This window comes from Thermogutta sp. (assembly GCF_039793925.1).
Taxonomy (GTDB): Bacteria; Planctomycetota; Planctomycetia; order Pirellulales; family Thermoguttaceae; genus Thermogutta.
The window spans coordinates 1-19781 of record NZ_JBAMME010000240.1 but is presented as its reverse complement, the minus strand read 5'-3'; the positions used below and the strand labels follow the sequence as shown (position 1 = coordinate 19781).

15 protein-coding genes and 1 tRNA gene are annotated in these 19781 nt (G+C 55.2%); 7 read left to right on the top strand and 9 right to left on the bottom strand.

From position 1 onward, the window contains the following. Positions 1-33 precede the first annotated feature (33 nt). The 5 genes from bioA to gatC form a co-directional block, all read right to left on the bottom strand. Positions 34-1386: an adenosylmethionine--8-amino-7-oxononanoate transaminase gene (bioA, locus tag ABJK56_RS11165; RefSeq protein WP_347244748.1), complete on the bottom strand. Its 1353-nt coding sequence runs from the start codon at positions 1384-1386 to the stop codon at positions 34-36. A 9-nt stretch (positions 1387-1395) separates the two neighbouring features. Further along, on the bottom strand, positions 1396-2175 hold the full coding sequence (locus ABJK56_RS11160; protein ID WP_347244747.1) for an SAM-dependent chlorinase/fluorinase: 780 nt from the start codon (positions 2173-2175) through the stop codon (positions 1396-1398). Between the two features lie 102 nt (positions 2176-2277). Then, positions 2278-3759, bottom strand: coding sequence for an Asp-tRNA(Asn)/Glu-tRNA(Gln) amidotransferase subunit GatB (gene gatB, locus ABJK56_RS11155; protein WP_347244746.1), 1482 nt, complete (start codon positions 3757-3759; stop codon positions 2278-2280). 84 nt (positions 3760-3843) lie between these two features. Continuing rightward, positions 3844-5421 (bottom strand): Asp-tRNA(Asn)/Glu-tRNA(Gln) amidotransferase subunit GatA, encoded by a 1578-nt coding sequence (locus ABJK56_RS11150; protein WP_347244745.1) that lies wholly within the window; start codon positions 5419-5421, stop codon positions 3844-3846. A gap of 36 nt (positions 5422-5457) precedes the next feature. Beyond that, entirely contained in the window at positions 5458-5751 is a 294-nt protein-coding gene (gatC, locus tag ABJK56_RS11145) for an Asp-tRNA(Asn)/Glu-tRNA(Gln) amidotransferase subunit GatC (RefSeq protein ID WP_347244744.1), read from the bottom strand. A 565-nt stretch (positions 5752-6316) separates the two neighbouring features. Between gatC and ABJK56_RS11140 the strand changes: the two genes are divergently transcribed. Both ABJK56_RS11140 and ABJK56_RS11135 read left to right on the top strand, forming a co-directional pair. Beyond that, positions 6317-8377 carry a TonB-dependent receptor gene (locus ABJK56_RS11140; RefSeq protein ID WP_347244743.1) on the top strand — a complete coding sequence of 687 codons (2061 nt, stop codon included), beginning with the start codon at positions 6317-6319 and terminating at the stop codon, positions 8375-8377. A 23-nt stretch (positions 8378-8400) separates the two neighbouring features. After that, positions 8401-8994, top strand: a complete 594-nt coding sequence (locus tag ABJK56_RS11135) for a YfiR family protein (RefSeq protein ID WP_347244742.1) — start codon at positions 8401-8403, stop codon at positions 8992-8994. Here ABJK56_RS11135 and ABJK56_RS11130 read toward each other — a convergent pair. Next, positions 8970-9212 (bottom strand): hypothetical protein, encoded by a 243-nt coding sequence (locus tag ABJK56_RS11130; protein WP_347244741.1) that lies wholly within the window; start codon positions 9210-9212, stop codon positions 8970-8972. The two genes, ABJK56_RS11135 and ABJK56_RS11130, sit on opposite strands and share 25 nt — an antisense overlap. On the opposite strand from ABJK56_RS11130, the gene ABJK56_RS11125 reads away from it, so the two are divergent. Together ABJK56_RS11125 and ABJK56_RS11120 are read left to right on the top strand one after the other, a co-directional pair. Next, entirely contained in the window at positions 9192-11102 is a 1911-nt protein-coding gene (locus ABJK56_RS11125) for an ATP-binding protein (protein WP_347244740.1), read from the top strand. The two genes, ABJK56_RS11130 and ABJK56_RS11125, sit on opposite strands and share 21 nt — an antisense overlap. A 146-nt stretch (positions 11103-11248) precedes the next feature. Continuing rightward, a complete protein-coding gene (locus tag ABJK56_RS11120; protein ID WP_347244739.1) occupies positions 11249-12157 on the top strand; it encodes a N(4)-(beta-N-acetylglucosaminyl)-L-asparaginase in 909 nt (302 codons plus the stop codon). Here ABJK56_RS11120 and ABJK56_RS11115 read toward each other — a convergent pair. Continuing rightward, positions 12141-13397 carry a glycosyltransferase family 4 protein gene (locus ABJK56_RS11115; RefSeq protein ID WP_347244738.1) on the bottom strand — a complete coding sequence of 419 codons (1257 nt, stop codon included), beginning with the start codon at positions 13395-13397 and terminating at the stop codon, positions 12141-12143. The two genes, ABJK56_RS11120 and ABJK56_RS11115, sit on opposite strands and share 17 nt — an antisense overlap. Positions 13398-13448: 51 nt before the next feature. Then, positions 13449-14852: an undecaprenyl-phosphate glucose phosphotransferase gene (locus ABJK56_RS11110; RefSeq protein ID WP_347244737.1), complete on the bottom strand. Its 1404-nt coding sequence runs from the start codon at positions 14850-14852 to the stop codon at positions 13449-13451. 682 nt (positions 14853-15534) lie between these two features. Here ABJK56_RS11110 and ABJK56_RS11105 point away from each other — a divergent pair. Further along, positions 15535-16782, top strand: coding sequence for an HD domain-containing phosphohydrolase (locus ABJK56_RS11105; protein WP_347244736.1), 1248 nt, complete (start codon positions 15535-15537; stop codon positions 16780-16782). Positions 16783-16972: 190 nt separating this feature from the next. Here ABJK56_RS11105 and ABJK56_RS11100 read toward each other — a convergent pair whose 3' ends face one another. Continuing rightward, a complete protein-coding gene (locus ABJK56_RS11100) occupies positions 16973-17422 on the bottom strand; it encodes a hypothetical protein (RefSeq protein ID WP_347244735.1) in 450 nt (149 codons plus the stop codon). Between the two features lie 286 nt (positions 17423-17708). On the opposite strand from ABJK56_RS11100, the gene ABJK56_RS11095 reads away from it, so the two are divergent. Beyond that, a complete protein-coding gene (locus tag ABJK56_RS11095; protein ID WP_347244734.1) occupies positions 17709-19544 on the top strand; it encodes a hypothetical protein in 1836 nt (611 codons plus the stop codon). Positions 19545-19665: 121 nt separating this feature from the next. Next, positions 19666-19748, top strand: a tRNA-Ser gene (locus tag ABJK56_RS11090). Positions 19749-19781: the final 33 nt, after the last annotated feature.

Genomic DNA, 19781 nt, shown 5'->3' with positions numbered 1-19781 from the left:
TTGAGCGTTTTCGGACACACGTCCGCTGGCGCTTTACTCCGTCACGGCGATGATGCCTCGCTCCACGGCCTGGCAAATGTGGTCGATTTCTTCCAGGCTGATCGCTAGCGGCGGAAAGATGACGATCACATCTCCTAAAGGCCGAAGGAAGACGCCCTCTTGTCGGGCATACTGGCACACCTGCCAACCGCGGCGTTCCGTCCAGGGGTAGGCCCGTTTGGTAGCCTTGTCTTGAACCAACTCGATGCCAGCGATCAGCCCACGCTGCCGCACGTGGCCCACATGGGACCGTTCTGCGATCCTGCGCAAATGACTCGCCAGCCGCTCAATCTTGGGGGGCAGTTGTTCCAGGGTGCGTTCTTCCTCGAACACATCAAGATTTGCCAATGCCACGGCTGCCCCCAGCGGATTCCCGCCATAGGTGTGACCGTGAAAGAATGTCCGCAACGATGCGTAGTCGCCCAGAAATGCGTTGTAGATCTCATCGGTGACGAGCGTGGCAGCGACGGGCAGATACCCGCCCGTGATCCCCTTCCCCAAACAGAGCAAATCCGGCGTCACCCCCTCATGTTCGCAGGCAAACATCCGACCCGTTCGGCCGAATCCCACCGCTACCTCGTCGGCGATCAGTAACACTCCATATTTCCGGGTCAGTTCTCGAACCCCCCGTAAATACCCCGGTGGGTGAACAACCATCCCTGCGGCACATTGAACCAACGGCTCGATGATCATGCCGACAATCCGTTGATGTTCGCGGCGCAAGACGTCTTCCAACTGCGCGAGATAGTACTCGGTGAGCTTCTCTGAAGGTACTCCATCGGGCGTTCGATAGGTATCCGGACAAGGCAGTCGAATTGTGGGAAACATGAGCGGCTGGAACACGGCGTTGAACCGGTCCACTCCCCCCACACTGACCGCGCCAAGCGTGTCTCCGTGGTACGCCTCGCCGAGCGCCAGAAAGAGCGTCTTCTGCGGTTGAGGTTCAGGAATCTGCCGCCAGTACTGAAACGCCACCTTGAGAGCCACCTCGACAGCCCCGGCACCACTGTCCGCAAAGAACACGTGATTCAGCCCGGGCGGAGCAATTTCGGTCAACCGTTTCGCCAGGCGAACGGTGGTCGGATTCGAGCAACCCAGCGAAGTCACGTGCGCCACCCTATCCAACTGCTCCCGAATGGCCCGGTCCAGCCGAGGATGGCGATGCCCATGCACGTTACACCACAGACTGGCAACCCCGTCTATGTATTCCCGGCCATCAATATCGAAGAGTCGACATCCCTGGGCACGCTCGATAATGAATGGCTCATACTCCGCCATTTGAGTAAAGGCATGCCAATAAATAGTGCGATCCCACTCGCGGAGTAATTCTTTTTCTTTCTCTTCCATAAACCTCGTTTACCATGTTACCAACACAGGTGTGCCGACAGTGAGCTTCGTCCGCTCCGCTGCGCTTCCGTTGACCACAGCGATTTCTAAGTATCCCTGAGAGCCAAACAGGGCAATCAGATCACCTGGCCGATGCTCGCCATACGTGCGACTGACCTCGGCAAATTGATGATCGCCCACCTTAATTACGGGCGTGGCGTGCTTGGGCCAGGAGTTTTTCTCAATATTCGTGATTAAATTGCCAAAGCGATCGACAAACACGACTCGGCCCTCAATTTCGCGATCGGTAATCCGAGGCCGCCAGTCACCGGCAAGCTGGACCCATTCTCCTGTGAGCGGGCCAAGTTCCTCCAGCGGTACACCCTGGGTCAACCACGCGAGGGCCGGACCCATTATGTCCCGAGCATGGAACGTGCTGCTGACTTCAGCTCGAAAATACGCACGGTTTTCTATCCAAACGATCTTTCGAGGAAGTGAGAGCTGGCAGAGAAACGTCACCAAACCATTGTCAGGGGCCACGACATAGCGGCTTTCCCAATCCACCGCCAGACAACGTCGCGCGGTCCCCACGCCTGGATCGACCACCGCCAGATGAAAACTGCCTTCCGGGAAGTACGGTACTGTGTGACGCAAAATCCATGCACCGCTGACCACATCTTGGGGTGGGATCTCGTGGGTGACATCGACTAATGTGAGCCGAGGATTGATCGACAAAAGGACCGCTTTTAGCTGGGCAACGTAAATACTGTCCCGACCAAAATCCGTTGTAAGTGTCACAAGAGGTGCCATACCGCCGTTTTGTACTCCACCGATCGAAACACTCGATGTAAACTTTCCGTCTGGAAGAGTTCCTCTGAACCAGGCTGCATTTACCGAGGTAAAGGCGGTTTTTCAGGATTGCCCCTGGATCAATTCGAGACAGATTTCTTTCACCCGAGCAGGGTTGACATTCGGATTGCGTTTTTTCGCCTGACCGACCAGGCTGCCGATTGCCTTATCTTTTCCCGCTTTCACTTCGGCTACCACCCGTGGATTGGTAGCGATCAGTTCCTCACACAGCCGGCGCAATTCGCCTTCGTCCACCTGCACAATTCCCAACCGTTGGATGGCATCCGCCGCCGAGCAACGTCGTTCCACCATCTCCGCAAAGACCATCCTGGCTTTAGCGGTGTCCAACTCACCCGCTCGCACTTTCCGAAGAAGCTCCGCGAGGTTATCCGCACTGACAGGAAACTGCGCGATTGTCCATTGACGCTCATTAAGCGTTCGCAGCACATCCTGCTGGGCCCAGTTGGCAGCCATTTTTCCGTCCCCGCATCCTTCCGCCAAAGAGCAGTAGTAGTCCACGAACGCCCGCCCCTGATTGACAATCACATCGCTGTCGTATGCTGTGATCCGGTAGGTTGCCTGCAGGCGGCGCCGGATCTCCGCCGGCAATTCGCCGAGAGTCGCGCGGATGCGTTCCAATTCTTCCTCCGTGATCGTGACTGGTACCAGATCCGGCTCTGGAAAATATCGATAATCGCTGGACTCTTCCTTGGAGCGCTGCGGTCGCGTTATCTGGGCATCCTCATCCCAGCCACGTGTCTGCTTGGGCACGTCTCCCAATTTATGGCCAGTTTCCAGAAAGGCTTCGTACTGCCGCTGCGCTTCGTAGGTGAGGGCCCGCTCCACCGCACGAAAGCTGTTCATGTTTTTCACTTCCACGATCGGAGTAGCAACATACTTTCCGTCACCGGTGGGGATATGGAGATTGATGTTCGCATCTACCCGCAGACTGCCCTCCTGCATGTTGCAGTCGGAAACTTCCAGGTAGTTCAGCAGCAATTTCAGCTCGGTGAGAAACGTTTTTGCCTCTGTTGGTGAACGCAGATCAGGTTTGGTGACGATTTCCAAAAGAGGCGTGCCAGCCCGATTTAAATCGATGCGGCTGTCCGCCCGGCCGGCTTTTTCGTCGTGCATACTCTTGCCGGCATCTTCTTCCAGATGGACGCGGATAATTCCGATCCGCCGCGTTTCCTCGCCATTCTCAGTGGGAATTTCCAGGTACCCGCCCCGACAGATGGGCAGGTCATACTGACTGATCTGGTAGCCCTTGGGCAAATCGGGATAGTAGTAGTTTTTTCTGTCCCACTTGCTGAATCGCGCAATCTCGCAATTGAGCGCCAGTCCGGTCTTAACTGCCAGTTCTAAGGCCTTCCGATTCATGACCGGCAGAACCCCCGGCATCCCGATGCACACAGGACAGGTCTGCGTGTTCGGCGGGGCCCCGAATTTCGTGGAACATCCACAAAAAAGTTTGCTCTCCGTGAGCAACTGCACGTGAACTTCCAAACCGATCACAATCCTGTAGGGTGTATCGCTGGTGTTCATCTGATCTTTGCAATTCGTTCCTGCACAATCCCGTCTCGCCTGACGATTCTGTCCCGACTCATTCCAGGCAGCCAAGGAACGTTTTCAAGACAGCGGTCCATTGTTTTCGATCAATGGGGGACGACGCCGATGCCAATCCGTCACCCGCTGAAACATGTGTCCCACCTGCAGCAAACGCTCCTCGGAAAGCGGCGGTCCCTGAAGCTGCAAACCGATGGGGAGGCCTTCCGCACTCAATCCGGCAGGAAAAGCCAACGCCGGGATCCCGGCCAGGTTCGCACTTACCGTAAACAGGTCGAAAAGGTACATCGCCAACGGATCATTGATTTTCTCACCAATCCGGAAAGCCGGTCCCGGTGTCACCGGTCCGAGAATCATATCCACCGTTTCAAACGCCCGGTCGTAATCCTGGCGGATCAGCCGTCGAACCTTGAGCGCCTTCAAATAATAGGCATCATAATACCCGGCACTCAGCGCGTATGTCCCGAGCATGATCCGCCGTTTGACCTCCGCTCCAAACCCTTCCGCCCGGGTCTTCCGATAGAGCCTAACCAGAGCTGTGTCGAGATCTTCCAGGGCAGCCAAATTACCCTCTTGCTGCAAGCGACGGCGTTCTTCAGCCAGCTCCGCCAGCATCGCCTTTTCGTCGGTCCGATATCCGTAATGCACGCCGTCATACCGCGCAAGATTACTGGAGGCTTCACTGCACGCGATGATGTAGTACGTGGCTACGGCGTATCGGGCATGAGGCAGTGAAACCTCCTGTATTGCCGCACCCAATGACCGAAACACATCGATCGCTTCTTCCATGGTCCGAACAACGTCGGGGGAAATCCCGTCGCTGAGCATTTCCGGAACGTATCCAATTCTGACCTTTTCTGGCTGCTGCAAAAGCAGCTCCCGATAAGGAGGCACGGGTCTGTTAATCGAAGTTGCATCCCGAGAGTCATGGCCGGCCAAGACCTCCAGCAATAGCGCGCAATCCTCCACGGTCTGAGCCAGCGGCCCGATCTGATCGAGACTGCTGGCAAATGCGACAAGACCGAAACGACTCACCCGGCCGTAGGTAGGCTTCAATCCCGTCACTCCACAGAGAGCCGCTGGCTGCCGGATGGAACCACCCGTATCGCTTCCCACCGAGAGAGGCACCATCCGGGCAGCGACACAGGCCGCCGCGCCGCCGCTCGAGCCGCCAGGAATCCGCTCCAGATCCCAGGGATTGCGCGTTTTCTGAAAGGCGGACGTTTCCGTCGATCCGCCCATCGCAAATTCGTCAAGGTTGGTCTTGCCGATGATGATGGCATCCGCCGCCTTGAGCCGCGCCACCACCGTAGCATCGTACGGCGGGATGAAATTGGCCAGCATCCGCGAGGCACACGTGGTAGGCTCTCCCTGCGTGCAAAGATTGTCTTTAACTGCCACAGGAAGCCCCGCCAGTGGACCAAGCTTGTCTCCCTGGGTTCGCCGCCGATCAATCTCCCTAGCTTCGTCCAGCGCCTTTTCACCCCGAATGGAAAGGAATGCCCCCACATGCCGGTCGTATGTCTGAATCTGAGCCAGTGCTGCTGTCACCAAATCTTCCGAAGTGATATCCCCCTTACGGAGAGCCACTAGTAACTCAGCAGCAGAACTGGCGAACGGGAATCTATTGAGACTCGTCATTGCAAATCGGATTGATTCCAGAAGACACCTGAGAACTCACACGTCACCCAAAACCGCCGGAACGAGGTAACACTCCTCATCTCGATGGGGGGCATTTGCCAGCGCTACTTCACGATCCAGGCTTTTTTCTACCTGATCGTCGCGAAAAACATTGGCAAATTCCACGGCGTGGGCCAGTGGTTCCACTCCTTCGGTCTTGACCTCGTTCAACAAAGCCATGTATTCCAGCACCCGACCGAGCTGCCCGGTCATCTCCTCGACTTCCTCGGGCGTGAGAATCAGCCTGGCCAAAAGAGCCACCTTTTCAATTTCCTGGCGAGTGAGGGTCATCGCGTCCTCAGTCAATTCTCAGCTTGAAGCAGTCCACTTTGTGGGGGCGATAGCCCCGTCACACTTACGCCATGGCAACCATTTTTCAGGATCGCACCAGAACTATCCAGTATACAGCGAGTACCATCGCACTGGGCGGCTCCCCAGCTCCTTTATGGCCAACCATTTCAGGCCGTTGACGCGATTTCGTCGCACGAATCTGGGTAAATTCTGGCGATTGAGCGAAACTTATTCAGATTTTCTGATCCTCTTGACGATGCCACACCCGGAGCGACGCGCAAAGCATCTGTGAATACGACTCCGCGGCGAAAAGAGTGCCGTTCGCTTCGATTGATGACTGACGGATTCCCCGAACCAATCGGCCAACAATGCGGGCAGAACCGCGGACATGATAACTCCAGCCCAAATTTCTCATCGTCGTTCGTCCAGCACGACGCGGATGTGGCGTCCCTTTTCGCCGTGGACAGCGTGGACCATCGCCGCTTTGGCAGGTTTATTCGGGAGTCTAACACCGGGCCCATCCTGCCCGCAAGCGATCGCAGTTGCTGGTGGGAATTCTTCTGAAATGGCCGCCCCACCATCTGCCATCACCTCCGACGGTTCACCCAATTTGGGCGACCCTCCCTCCGTTATTCAGAACCAAGAGGACGTTCATGACATTTTCAAACTGGATGTGGAGCAACTCACACAGATCGATGTGGTTGCTCCATCTTTTCAAATGGAAGTGACAACCGTAACCCGGCAGGAAAGCAACGTCGGAAGATCGCCCGCAGCGGTCTATGTGATCACGTCTGAAATGATTCGCCAATCGGGAGCCCGCACTCTTCCCGATATTCTGCGGCTTGTGCCCGGATTCCATGTGGCCCGCATGGACGCCAACAAATGGGCCATCTCGTGCCGGGGCTTCACCGACCGTTTTGCCGATAAACTCCTGGTGCAAATCGATGGGCGCACCGTTTACACCCCGCTTTTCTCCGGCGTGTACTGGGACGTCCAGGACCTTCTCCTTGAGGACATCGAGCGGATCGAAGTCATTCGCGGTCCCGGCGCCAGCGTCTGGGGTGCCAATGCTGTTAACGGTGTTGTCAATATCATCACGAAAAACTCCCAAAAAACACAGGGGTCATTCTTTCAGGCGGGAGCAGGAACGGAAGAAAAGGGTTTTGCCGAAGCACGCTACGGCGGAAAACTCAACGAACACACTACGTTCCGAATCTACGGCAAATGGTTTGAAAGAGACGGTGGCTACTTGCCACCCACACATTCGCTTTCAAGAAACGAGCCAGATGACTGGCGCCAAGCGCGGACCGGATTCCGCGTTGACCATATTCCCACGCAAGACGATCTCCTGACGCTGCAGGGTGACTACTACAACGGCTATTCTGGAGAGGGAATCCGTCTCCCCGGTTCATTCCCACCAGATTTCCGCACGACTCTCCGTAATGACGCCCACGTGGAGGGCGGTAACCTTTTGTGGCGATGGTCGCGGCAAGTGGACGAAGATTCCAATTGGTCCATCCAAATTTACTATGATCGGACCGAGCGTCACAACATCAGGTACCTGTATGCCGAAGACCGTGACATATTCGACATCGACTTCCAGCACAGCTTTCTCTTGGGGGATCGTCATACGCTGACGTGGGGATTTGGATACAGGTACACGGAAGATTTTGTGAATTCCCAGCCCTGGTACCTGGCATTCAACCCGGCTAAGCGCGCCGATGATCTTTTCAGTTACTTCATCCAAGATGAAATTGAAGTGATCGACGAGCGGCTATTCTTCCTCGTTGGATCGAAGTTTGAACATAACGATTATTCCGGTTTTGAATATCAGCCCACAGGACGGGTCGTCTGGCAACCGAATCCACGAACAGCCGTGTGGGGGGCCGTCTCCCGTGCGGTGCGAAGCCCCTCTCGAGCTGACTCGGATTTAGAATTAACTCTACTCTACGACATTCTTCCCGGCCCGCTTCCGGAATTCGCCCTTGTCCGGGGAAATCCTGACTTCGAGAGTGAAACTCTCCTCAGTTACGAAATCGGCCTGCGCCGTCAACCTGTCAAAACCATCTATTGGGACCTCTCTGTGTTTTATAACGACTATGATGATCTGCGCGGTTTCCTGCCATTGACACCCATCGCCGGAACTACTCCCGGTGGCTGGCCTGCTGTCATAGTCCCAGTCACGTGGGCTAACGGCGTCAGGGCACAGACGTACGGCTTCGAATGGTCAGGGTCCTGGGAACTCACCGAAACCTGGTCCCTGCGCGGGGGCTATAGTTTTATTAGGCTGAATATTGAACCGGCACCGAATGTCGTCCGCGCAGTGGAGGAAGGAGGTACACCTCGAAATATCTTTTTTATCTGGTTGATGGGACGCCCATGGAAACAGTGGCAGACAGATTTTATTCTTCGCTATGTTGATAAGGTTGATAGTCCGAACGTACCCCGTTATCTCGTAGGAGACATCCGGCTTGCACGACAATTGTCAAACCATGCAGAAGTGTTCGTGGTAGGGCGCAACATGTTTGACGGTGCCCATCGTGAGTGGTCGCGACAGGATTCCCTCGCCATCATCGGCACGGAAGTTCAAAGCGAAGTATACGGCGGCATCACATTACGTTATTAAGCGAGAATCTTGGTGAAGACCTAATGGATCGGTCCAACGTCCGGCATGACGAACTGCCAATCACTTTTAAACGGGGCGCGGACCCCTTAAACGCCCTGGTTTCCGCTGCTGCACTTATTCTCTTGCTTGTATCCCGGCCATCATACTCGCAAGAAGTGATCAACCGTGAATATCTGATAAAGGCAGCATTTCTCATAAACTTCGTTCGATACATCGAATGGCCCGACCCTGCCGAGGCCCCCAGCCAGCCGGTGATTATTGGCGTTTATAAACCCGATTCGATCAGCCCCTACCTCCGTCAGGCTATTGAGACTGACGCGGTCCCCCGCCCAATACAACTTCGGATACTTAATCCGGATGATCCGGTTCCGCGCTGCCATATCCTATACTTTCCTAGAGCTGTCCCCCCAGAAACGCAACGGAACATTTTGCAGACCATCCCAGTCAAAGGCGTTCTCCTGGTTGGCGAAACAGAGGGATTTTTGGAATGGGGTGGCACAATCAATTTTGTCATCGTGGAAAACAAGGTACGCCTGGAGATCAACGCCTCGCAGGCTCAGGCTCAGGGACTGAAAATCAGTTCCAAACTCATTCAAATTGCGAGAGCAGTAAGATAGATTGTTCCCCGGAGCATCCGTCGGGGATTGCCCTGATCTTCGCCCGACTCATCAAGCCGATTATTAATCTCCCACTTCATCGCAAAAATCTGCAGTGGTTTCTGGATCGTCCTCTGCGCACGAAGCTCCGGCTGATTTTCGCTGTTACCCTGGGAAGTGCGTTCGTAATCGTGAGTCTTGCCGTCGTCGGACTCCAGGTGCATCTGACGCTCCGCCATGAAGCCGCACAACTCCGGGCGCTGGCCGGCGTGGTGGCCGCAAACGCATCCGCCGCTGTCGAATTCGAAGACCGAGAAACGGCGGCCGAACTTCTGAAGAGCACATTTTGTAAAAAGGATGTCCTGCAGGCGGCGATTTACGATGCCCACGGCCGATTATTCGTCTCCACCTTTTCTCCCACCCCCACATCCGGGCTCCAACCTCTTCCCGATGATCTATCGGATCTGAATGCTCGACGCACTGCGCCGCTCAGCCGACTCACCGCTGTTGTACCCATCGTTCATCGCAATCATCCCGCAGGTCACGTGGTGGTGGAATCCTCACTCCGCGGAGCATGGCACAACTTGGCTCTGTACCTTGCTGTGATGATCGGGGTTTTCGCCCTGGCCGGCGCATTTTCCGCCAGGGCAACGGTTTATTTCCAACAGGCGTTCCTGATGCACGTCACACGTCTCCAGAAAACAATGGAAGAAATCGTTCGGACGGGGGACTATTCCATGCGGGTCGATGTGAGTTCGCGGGATGAGCTCGGACAATTGGCCCGCCAGTTCAATATCATGCTAGGCCATATCGAGCAGGCCGAAGCCGCACTTCGGGAAACCAACGAAAAGCTCGAAGAACGCGTTCGGGAGCGTACCGAACAACTCCAACAGGCATGTCATGCTGCCGAAGCCGCCAACCATGCTAAAAGCATCTTCCTGGCGAATATGAGCCACGAAATTCGCACGCCCATGTCCGCGATTTTGGGATACCTCGATTTCCTCGCAGACGACGATACAACCCCGGAACAGCGGGCGAATTATCTGGCCATTATCCGCCGGAATGGCGAACATCTGCTCAACCTGATCAATGATATTTTGGATTTGTCAAAAATTGAGTCTGGAAAATTCTCAGTCGCACGTCAGCCCTGCCATCCTATTGAAATCGCTCATGATGTGGTTTCTCTCATGGAAGTGAAGGCGGCCGCTAAAAGCCTCAAGCTGGTCTTCGAAGTCGCCGGCCCAGTTCCCCAGCAAATTTACAGTGATCCGATACGATTAAAGCAGATTCTCGTTAATCTAATGAATAACGCCGTTAAGTTCACGAAGCAGGGCAAAGTCACGTTAAAACTCTATTTACAGAATAAACAGAATAAACCTCGAATGTGCTTTGCCGTTGTGGATACCGGCCCAGGAATCGCAGAATCCGATCGGGAGCGCATTTTCGAAGCGTTTGTCCAGGGTGAGGAATCACTCTCCCGACGACACGGCGGAACAGGTTTGGGACTGACAATCAGTCGCAAACTCGCTGAATTATTAGGTGGCGATATTACAGTTTCGAGCACACCCGGCCAGGGAAGCACCTTTGTCCTCACCGTCGATCCCGGCCCTCTCGAAGGGATTCCGATGATAACCACATGGGCGCCCCCGGCCGAAGCCGAGGTTCAGAACCAAAACCGAGCATCGTGTCAGCAGCTTGACGGTCACGTCCTGTTAGCGGAAGACGGTCTGGATAATCAGCGGTTGATCAGCTTTATCCTTCGCAAGGCGGGCTTTCAGGTAGCCGTCGCCAGTAATGGTGAAGAGGCCATCCGCATGGTAGAACTGGCCGAACACCACGGTACGCCGTTTGAATGCATCCTGATGGATATGCAAATGCCCATTGTTGATGGATACACCGCGGTGCGTGTACTGCGCAGTCGGGGATGCCGTACCCCGATCATCGCACTAACGGCTCACGCCATGGTCGGCGACCGGGAAGCGTGCCTGGCTGCCGGGTGCGACGATTATCTCTCCAAACCGGTGGATCGAAAAACGCTGGTCAAGATTGTCGCCCGCCATGTCGCTGCCTATCGAGATAGCGTGAAGCCGGAGGTAGCGTGCGCTTCTCATTCCCAATCCGAAAAATGAATTGGCTCTTAACGGATCCCCTTGAAATCTCGTTCGCTCCTTTTCACGATGGAAAGGCTCCAAAAAGGGACGAAAACACCACCACGCAACCTGTAACCAACAGATCCTCCTGACTCAGAGTGGCGCCTCGGCCCATGGAAAACTCCGTGAACCAGACACCGCTGATCCTCAGCACATGGCGTTTCGGCCAAATAGCCAACCGTGCCGGCTGGGCGATTCTCAGCCAGGGTGGGAACGCCCTGGACGCTGCAGAGGCGGGCTGTCGGGCCGTTGAGGAAGACCCTTCCGTCACGAGCGTAGGTTTCGGGGGTTATCCCGATGCCGCAGGCGAAGTAACTCTCGACGCCCTAATCATGGCTGCTCCTCATCGGTGTGGTGCCGTGGCATGTGTCCGCAATTATTTACCCGCCATTTCTATCGCTAGGCGTGTGATGGAAAAAACTCCCCACGTCCTTCTCGTTGGACCGGGGGCCGAAGCATTCGCCGCTGCCGAAGGTTTTCCCCAACGCTCTCTTCTCACCCGAGAGGCTCGAGAAGCCTGGCAACGCTGGAAGCAGGAACACGGAGGGAATATTTTTGACAAACACTCGGGGGACAATTCGTTGGCCCAAGATGCTCATGACACTATCGGGGTGCTCGCCCTCGACGTTGAAGGTCGCATCGCGGGGGGATGCTCGACCAGCGGTCTGCCTTTTAAGTTGCCGGGCCGGGTAGGCGACTCACCGCTTGTTGGCCACGGTCTCTATGTAGACCCCGAGGTGGGTGGGGCCGTGGGCACAGGTCATGGCGAGCTGATCATGCGTGTCTGTGGAACGTTCCTGATCGTGGAGGAAATGCGAAAAGGCTCAAGTCCCACCGCGGCAATTAAGACGGCTCTGGAGCGAATCAACCGCCAGTGCCGGCCTAATCCCCGACAGCAGGCAGCCTTCATTGCGCTCCGTCGCGATGGCGAATGGAGCGCCGGATGTCTGCGGAAAGGCTTTCAGGTAGCTGTACGCTCGGCCAAAGTCGATACTCTTATGGAGCCGCCGCTGGTGCTCATGGATGGCGAGTGAAGCACTCTGATCCCGCCATCCTCTCGGGGAACGTGAGATCACGATAAACGGCCGCTACACCCGCTGCCATACTCTCCAAGGAGAACCGTTCCCGCTGGCGCTCGTACGCTGCGCGACGCATGCTCTCCCAATCCGCAGCACCTTCCAGAAAACGGGCGATAGCGCTCGCAAGGGAGGAAGGAGATCCGGGCTGCACCAGGAAACCCTCACGGCCATCGCGAATGATCTCCGGCACCCCTTCGACGGCCGAAGCCACCACGGGAAGGCCCGCGGCCATGGCCTCAAGGAGCACCATCGGCATCCCCTCACCGAAAAGGCTGGGCAGAACGAACAGGTCCATGGCCATAAACATCTCCCGAGTATCCTCGACAAAACCTGTCCATGTCACGATTTCGTCGAGTCCAAGATGGTGTGTCATGTGCCTGAGGTGCCGCTCATACGCCTCGCTTTCAAACGGCCCAACTGCTAGCACCCGTATCTTATAGCCCTTCAAAACGAGTTCCCGGACCGCTTTCAAGAGAACCTCCGCACCCTTTCTGGGACGAAAAAGCGCCATGGTTCCTAACACCCAGGCTCCCACAGGAGGCTTCCGCACCGTGAGAGAATCCCAGGCAGCGACACCATTGGGGACTGTAACCACCCGCTGCGCCGGGATCCCAAGGCGAATCCAGTATCTGCGAAGGCTCTCTGCTACCGCGATGATTCGGTCGGCCTGTCGAGCCGCCCACCAATCGACAATTGTCACAACAATGTTTTTTAGATACCGTGCACTATCCCACAGCGTCGGGCTGTGCGCATGGTACACCCAAGGGAGCCCCGTTCGTCCATGCACTCCTGCGCAAAGCACCGCGGTCCGTGGTGTGTGGGCATGCAGAAGGGAAATCCTCTCCTGGGCACAGACCTTCGATAGTTGACCCATTGTCTGGCGCCAACCCATTTCCCGCATCGGAACGCGGTATAAAGGCGACTTTTTCGCGCGACGACTCGCTTCAAACCTTCCATCCTTGACACAGGCGAAAACCACTTCAAACCCAAATCGGTCTAGTGTCAGCGCCAGATTATCCTGCACGCGTTCGGCGCCGGAATAATACTCTCCGTTGATGACATGGAGCACCCTCAATAGCTCCCGTTTATTCTCTCCCTCACCATCGGATGCCAGTCCCGTCGCCGCTCGATAACCTACATCGAGGCCGGACCGGCTGAGTCCGTCTAAGGCCGATATTTCACATATAGTCTCCATTAGCTATTTCCTATTCACTACAATCGTAAAATGTTACACTCGTACGATCCATTAATATGCATTTTGACCTTTCAAAACAACAAATATTGTTTGGAATAGAATTTTGATATCCATCCACAACGACCATTCGCGAATATACTGCAAATCCCATTCAACTCGTTTCTGCATTTTTTCCACCGTTTCGGTCTCGCCGCGGCACCCGTGAACTTGAGCCAATCCTGTCATCCCCGGCTTCACTTTGTGCCGCAGCATATATCCCTGAATAATGCGTCGATATTCCTCATTGTGCGCGGTTGCGTGGGGCCGCGGCCCTACCAATGACATTTCACCCCGCAGAACATTGAAGAGTTGCGGCAATTCATCCAGTGAGGTTCGCCGCAAAAACGCACCGATCTTGGTCACCCGCGGATCGTTCCTTTTCGCCTGCGTCACCTGGTCTCCATCCTCGGTGACCGTCATCGTGCGAAACTTCCAAACACGAATTTCGCGCCCGTCCAGACCATATCGACGCTGCCGAAAGAACACGGGACCTGGGGACGTCGCCTTAATCAGTATGGCAATTGCGATCATCAGCGGTGCAAAGAGGATCAGCAAAACCGAAGCGAGCACAACATCCATGGCCCGTTTCACAAAACCGTCAATTCCATAAAACGGATTTTCATAAACGCTAACAACAGGCAATCCGCCGATATTCGTCCATCGTGAATGAAGTAACTGAAACACGAAAAAGTCCGGAACGATATAAACCGACGCGGTTGTATCGGCGAGTTGTGCCAGGATGCCGCGAATGCGCTCTTCAGCACGCATTGGAAAAGTAATGTAAATCATATCCACGCGATGTTGGCGCGCGTGCTCAACCAGTTCCTGAATATTCCCAAGTTTATGCCCTATTTCCGGGGGAACTGCGCCTGTGCGCTCTTCAGGCCGATCGTCATAGAAACCAAGGAGTTTGAGTCCCAAATCCGGAGCATTTTCGAGAGCTTCGATCAGGCGAAAAGCCAATTCATTTATCCCCACCACCGCGTAATAGCGAGTGTTGTAACCTTTCGCCCGAAGAATGCTCAGCACCCCGCGAACTAATCCCCTGTCAACCGCCAGGATCACCGCCGTCAACACCACCCACAAAGTTAGGGTATTCCGCGAGAGATCCCACAGCTCTCCGAGGACAAAGCCCAAAGTGAGGAACCCAGGCACCGTGAACAACCACGTCGAGACAGCGCACCACAATTCGCGTTCCACCGAGATGCCGCGCCAATTACGGTAAAGGCCGGTGATCTCTGCCACAAAGTGAAAAACCAGAACAGTCAGCACAGCGGCGAGTAAGTCAGATTGTCGAAAATCGCGCTGTAAAACAACCGCCCCCCATAACCCAATAACCACAGCGGCCCCATCCAACAAGCGGTAGAATAACTCCCGAACTGACCAGTACTGATGGATGCGACGTATCGTAGCCATGGCGAGAACCCGTCGCCGCGTTGTGTTTTATTGCTCAAACATCCCAAGCAACGCTGTGGACAAAGGCAGCCGGTGCTTGAAGTCCCTGTACAATAATAGGACAAACCTCGAAAATACAAACCGACGGTTCTATCGGTGTTGCTCCTCGTGGACTGGAAACTCTCAGAATACAGCTACATGTCGCGCATCGCAGCATAATATGAAAAAGTGATACGACCCCGATATTCATTACACTTCTGTTGTTAGCTTTAGTCGCGTGGCACAAGTGTGTCGATTACCGCTTAGTCAAGCCCTAACGACACGGCGGCGCCTCCGCGGGACATTTTTCAGGTTGTCGAGAGCTTCTCAGAGGCTACGAACACGTTATGTTTGTTGTGTTTGAGATCGTCACAGAAAGAGCGCACCGGCCGTTTTCGCTGGGATGCACTCAAAGGGATGTTCATCCCAACGCCTTGACCGTCGGCTTTGGCGTGCTGTCAAACAACGGCCGAAGCAGCCCGGGCCAAAGTGTGAACGCACCTCAGCCGAGCATGAGTTAATCCGGAATGGGCATGAACTCAATTCCATTTGGAGAGTTCAGGGATTAATTAAAAACTGGGGCCAGCGGGAGTCAATTGCGTCAACGATTTGACCGCAAAACATCCTGCAGGTTCACCTGCCCCGCCGTCTTGAGGAGGTGAGTATGTCCGTCGAGATTACTCCGAAAACCGACGCGGGATTTCTTTCCTTCAAACCCAGGGTTTTTGTCGCAAGCGGACTAGACGACGAGCTTTCAACGCTCATTAAAGATTTAAAAGACGAATTCGAAGTTATCGTTCAACCGATCGAGGAGGCACAGTTACACACGATCGCCCAATCAAATCCAGACGTCGTTCTCCTGGCCGCTACCGAAAGATGTTTCGACTTGTCCCGCAAAATCAAAGACGGTCCCATTGGTCCGTTCACTCAGGTCATTATTGTTGGTAAACCGGATACCATCGCCACACCTGAGCAGTTTTGCGAATCTCAGGCGGACGACTTCATCAAACTGCCGCTGAGCTGCGACTGTCTGCGCCTCAAACTTTGGGCCCAGGTGCGATTACAACAACGATTGCGGGCAGCCGTGGAACGTGTCTGGACGCTCAACGCAGAGATTCAGCGGATCAACCAAGAACTCGAAGTGCTCGCAGAAATCCGTTTCCAGGAAATCATCGAGGTCCGCGACCTCGCCATTTTTGCCCTTGCCAAACTCGCCGAGTCGCGCGATCCTGAAACCGGCGAACATTTGGAGCGGATGCGTTGGTATTCTCGGATCATCGCCGAAGAATTGTTTGCTGGTCCAGTGAGAAACGAAGACATGTCCCCTCGATTCGCCGAGGAAATCTTCCGCTCCGCACCCCTGCACGACATTGGAAAGGTCGGGATCCCCGATTCCATCCTTCTCAAACCCGGACGCCTCACCCCGCAGGAATTCGAAGTAATGAAACAGCACACGATCATCGGTTATCAGGCCCTGCAGGAGGCGCTTAAGAAGAATCCGGCGGGATCATTTCTTGCCAGGGCAGCAGAAATTGCCCGATCCCACCACGAGCGGTTCGACGGGACCGGTTATCCCGACGGATTGGCGGGAAAGTCGATTCCTCTCGCTGCCCGGGTGGTCACAGTTGCCGACGTCTTCGACGCATTGACGTCGCCACGGGTTTACAAAAAAGCCATCGATCCCCACTTCGCGAAGAGCATTATTTTGCGGGAGGCGGGAACCCAATTCGACCCCGAAATCGTCGCAGCCTTTGAACGTCGCTGGAAAGACATCTGTGCGGTGGGCGAACCCTACTGGCGACAAATTCCTGAGGAAAGGCTGGAGCGGTCATTCGCGGAATTTAAAGGCATTGTTGGCCAGTCGTTCACAACTGAGACGGTACTTCTTACCCGGCAAGCTGTTCCCTGTTGAACGGCAATTCAAAGATGCTCCACGCGCCGATCGGCAACGCCCGGGATCATTCTGAGCTGGTACTTCTCTCAGGTCCAGTGAATGCTCTGATCTGCGGGGAAGATGCTCTTCGAGAAAACTCAGTAACACACATGACGTCCAGACCAAGCGACGGGACGCGGAACTTTAACCACACAGCCTTTTCGCAGCTTTAGCCGGCTGCACCGTCAGGGGTTATCCGCGTCGGTACCCCTGGGATAACCTCCTGCTTGCCGTTTTTATGACATTCTTCACACGGCGGCTGTTCGACGATCATAGAACGAGCGACTGGACGAGCGGCAGGTGCCCCAATCCAATGTCCGTATTCGTCGCACGCTTCACACCCTGCCCGTTCCCCACCCCAATCACCCCAGTAGCGTGGGCCACAACCGTCACAGGGGTATCCCCGGCCGATGCCCAACAGATGGAACAGACCGGCGAGTGGCCCGGAATGATAAACAGTGGGCGCAACCTCCGGATAAACCGCTCCGGGTCGTGCCATCCCCAGCAGCGGACCAGTTCGATGTGAGCATGTAGCGCAACAGCCGGCTAAGAAAACGAGGCCGATCGCGGCGGCCACTAATCCGCCCACACTCGCTGATTTGACAGTTGTCCCAGCCATTTCCTCTTTCCTGAATCGGGCACTTTCCTAGGTTGGACAAACACCCTAGCGCACACGCGTCCGCGTTGTATTAATCGGCCGACGCACCCTGCAAAATCCACAAAATCGTTAAACTTTCCCTAACCGAGATTGGCACATTGTGCATGAGAATCATTGGGACTATACTGGCACCCACAATTTGAGAGGTGCGCTGTCCGCGACGGGTGTCTCCCGTCAATTCATCCATGAAACTTTCCGAAGAAAAAGCGAATCATTCTACGACGCAAGCTTCAGGAGGGATTTGACCATGAACCGAAGAATGTGGCGTCCGTTGCCCTGCTTACTTGCGGCGATAAGCGTAGTCGGAGCTTCGCAGGTTCTCGGAAGCACGACTCTGCCCGACTCGCCCCAGACCGAAAGGACTTACCCCCCGGCGCGAGTGATCAAACATTCCGATGTCGTTTTTATGTACGACAATCCACAGATGTACGAGCCTTATGGATGTACCGTTCTGGGCTGGGCAGGCAGTCAATCTTCCGATCGCATCCACCTGGCTCACCAGCGCGGAGTACGCCTCTTCGCGGTGAGCATCGGGTTCCGAACAGAATTTGCCCGGATGATTGACTTCACTCCGCACTTTCTGGAAGCCACCTGCCGAAATTTCGCAGGCGATCCTTTCATCGTCCCTTGGCTTTGGGATCACAAACACAAAGATCAACCCGCCTGGTGGTTCTGCACCAATAGTCCGCTTTATCGGGAGTACCTCTACTCTCGACTGCGGGAAGTTATCGCTTGCGGCGCGGATGCACTTCATATCGATGATTACACAGGGACAGCCGGTGCCGTTACCTGGTTGGACGCGTGTTTTTGCGCCAGTTGCATGTCGGGTTTCCGTGAGTATCTCAAGAACAACGTTTCGCAAAAACGGTTGGAGGAACTTAAACTGGCCGATCTCAACAAATTCGACTACCGTCAGTATTTGATGGAACAGGGTATTACACCCGAAAAGTACCACGCGCAACGGGCCCAGTTACCCCTGGCCGCCGAATTTCTGGACTTTCAGGTCAAGTCCGCAACGAAGTTTGTGGCGGAATTCCGCGAGAAGGCAAACGAATGGAAAGGCTCCCATATGCCGCTCGCCGTCAATTCCAGCCTGGTGGGCCCCATGAACCTTGCGATTACGCCTCACCTGGACTATTTTTGCTGCGAAGTGGATCACCAGGCAGGAAAGCGGCAGGTACCTCTCCATCCCATCTACGTTTATAAACTTGCTGACGGCCTGGACCGTCCTGTTACTTCGACGGCCAGCGGTGGTGACTGGGCCGATGTGGCCGCCAACAACCTCACCGCCCTGGTCCGCACGTGGATCGCCCTTTCGTATGCTTTTGGCCACAACTTCATGGCGCCCCACCGCCAGTGGTGCTACACTCAGGAAAAGGGAACCCACTGGTACAGCGGACCGACCGAGGAATATGCCCCCATTTACCAATTCGTCCGCGCCAATGCCGAGCTCCTCGATAATTTTGAACCGGTAGCCAAAGTCGCCGTCATCTACGACAATCACTCTCACCGGCAGGGAAAAGGACAGATTGAGCCGGTCTGTACGGTTCTTGCCGAACTCAATGTGCCTTTCACTATCCTCGTTCAGGGCGACGATTGGTTGCCGGGGTACAACATCCGTGAATCCGACCTGGCCCAGTATGCGGCGGTGCTCATTCCAGAAAACATCGTTCCTTCCGCAGACCTGGAACAGGTTCTGGCCAGCGCTCCAGTTCAGAAAAAGCTCGTGCGCTGCAAATCACCTCAGGACGCGGCAGCGCTGGCCGATCGCTGGATTCGCGTGAATCCGGAGAAACAGCTTTTTGTCACTCTCCGCCGAAATTTGCGGGAAAAGCGTGTTGCGATCCACATCGTGAATCGCCAGTACGACCCCACCCACGATGGTATGACCCCGGTGAAAAACGTGGGAATCACGCTTGACAGGGATATTTTGCCAGGCTCACCCGAAAACTGCCAATTGGGAACGGTCCGAACCTTCTCTCAGGGGGCCGATGACGCGGCAATTCGTACTTACGAGGAGCGTGTCGAGGTAACCGTACCGGCCGTGGACCTGTGGACCATCGTCGAGTTGCGCTGGCCCTGAGCACCACTGGACGGCAACCACCGATCGGCGTTCCACCCAGGTGGATCTGGGTGGTCTTCGCGGGCCAAAGCAGCAGACGTATAATATCAAATGATGGGCGAGAATCGATCGCCCGACGTTCGGAGGGTATGCGAATTGGTGAGCAGCCACACTGGAGATGTGGTGCCCCGAAAGGGGTTGCGGGTTCGAGTCCCGTGCCCTCCGCTCCCTTTCACTCGTCTCGCAGGCGGTCTTATC

Coding starts and splice junctions, on each gene's coding strand:
- bioA (WP_347244748.1), bottom strand. CDS start 1,386: ATGGAAGAGAAAGAAAAAGAATTACTCCGCGAGTGGGATCGCACTATT.
- ABJK56_RS11160 (WP_347244747.1), bottom strand. CDS start 2,175: ATGGCACCTCTTGTGACACTTACAACGGATTTTGGTCGGGACAGTATT.
- gatB (WP_347244746.1), bottom strand. CDS start 3,759: ATGAACACCAGCGATACACCCTACAGGATTGTGATCGGTTTGGAAGTT.
- ABJK56_RS11150 (WP_347244745.1), bottom strand. CDS start 5,421: ATGACGAGTCTCAATAGATTCCCGTTCGCCAGTTCTGCTGCTGAGTTA.
- gatC (WP_347244744.1), bottom strand. CDS start 5,751: ATGACCCTCACTCGCCAGGAAATTGAAAAGGTGGCTCTTTTGGCCAGG.
- ABJK56_RS11140 (WP_347244743.1), top strand. CDS start 6,317: ATGGCCGCCCCACCATCTGCCATCACCTCCGACGGTTCACCCAATTTG.
- ABJK56_RS11135 (WP_347244742.1), top strand. CDS start 8,401: ATGGATCGGTCCAACGTCCGGCATGACGAACTGCCAATCACTTTTAAA.
- ABJK56_RS11130 (WP_347244741.1), bottom strand. CDS start 9,212: ATGGCGGAGCGTCAGATGCACCTGGAGTCCGACGACGGCAAGACTCAC.
- ABJK56_RS11115 (WP_347244738.1), bottom strand. CDS start 13,397: ATGGAGACTATATGTGAAATATCGGCCTTAGACGGACTCAGCCGGTCC.
- ABJK56_RS11110 (WP_347244737.1), bottom strand. CDS start 14,852: ATGGCTACGATACGTCGCATCCATCAGTACTGGTCAGTTCGGGAGTTA.
- ABJK56_RS11105 (WP_347244736.1), top strand. CDS start 15,535: ATGTCCGTCGAGATTACTCCGAAAACCGACGCGGGATTTCTTTCCTTC.
- ABJK56_RS11100 (WP_347244735.1), bottom strand. CDS start 17,422: ATGGCTGGGACAACTGTCAAATCAGCGAGTGTGGGCGGATTAGTGGCC.
- ABJK56_RS11095 (WP_347244734.1), top strand. CDS start 17,709: ATGAACCGAAGAATGTGGCGTCCGTTGCCCTGCTTACTTGCGGCGATA.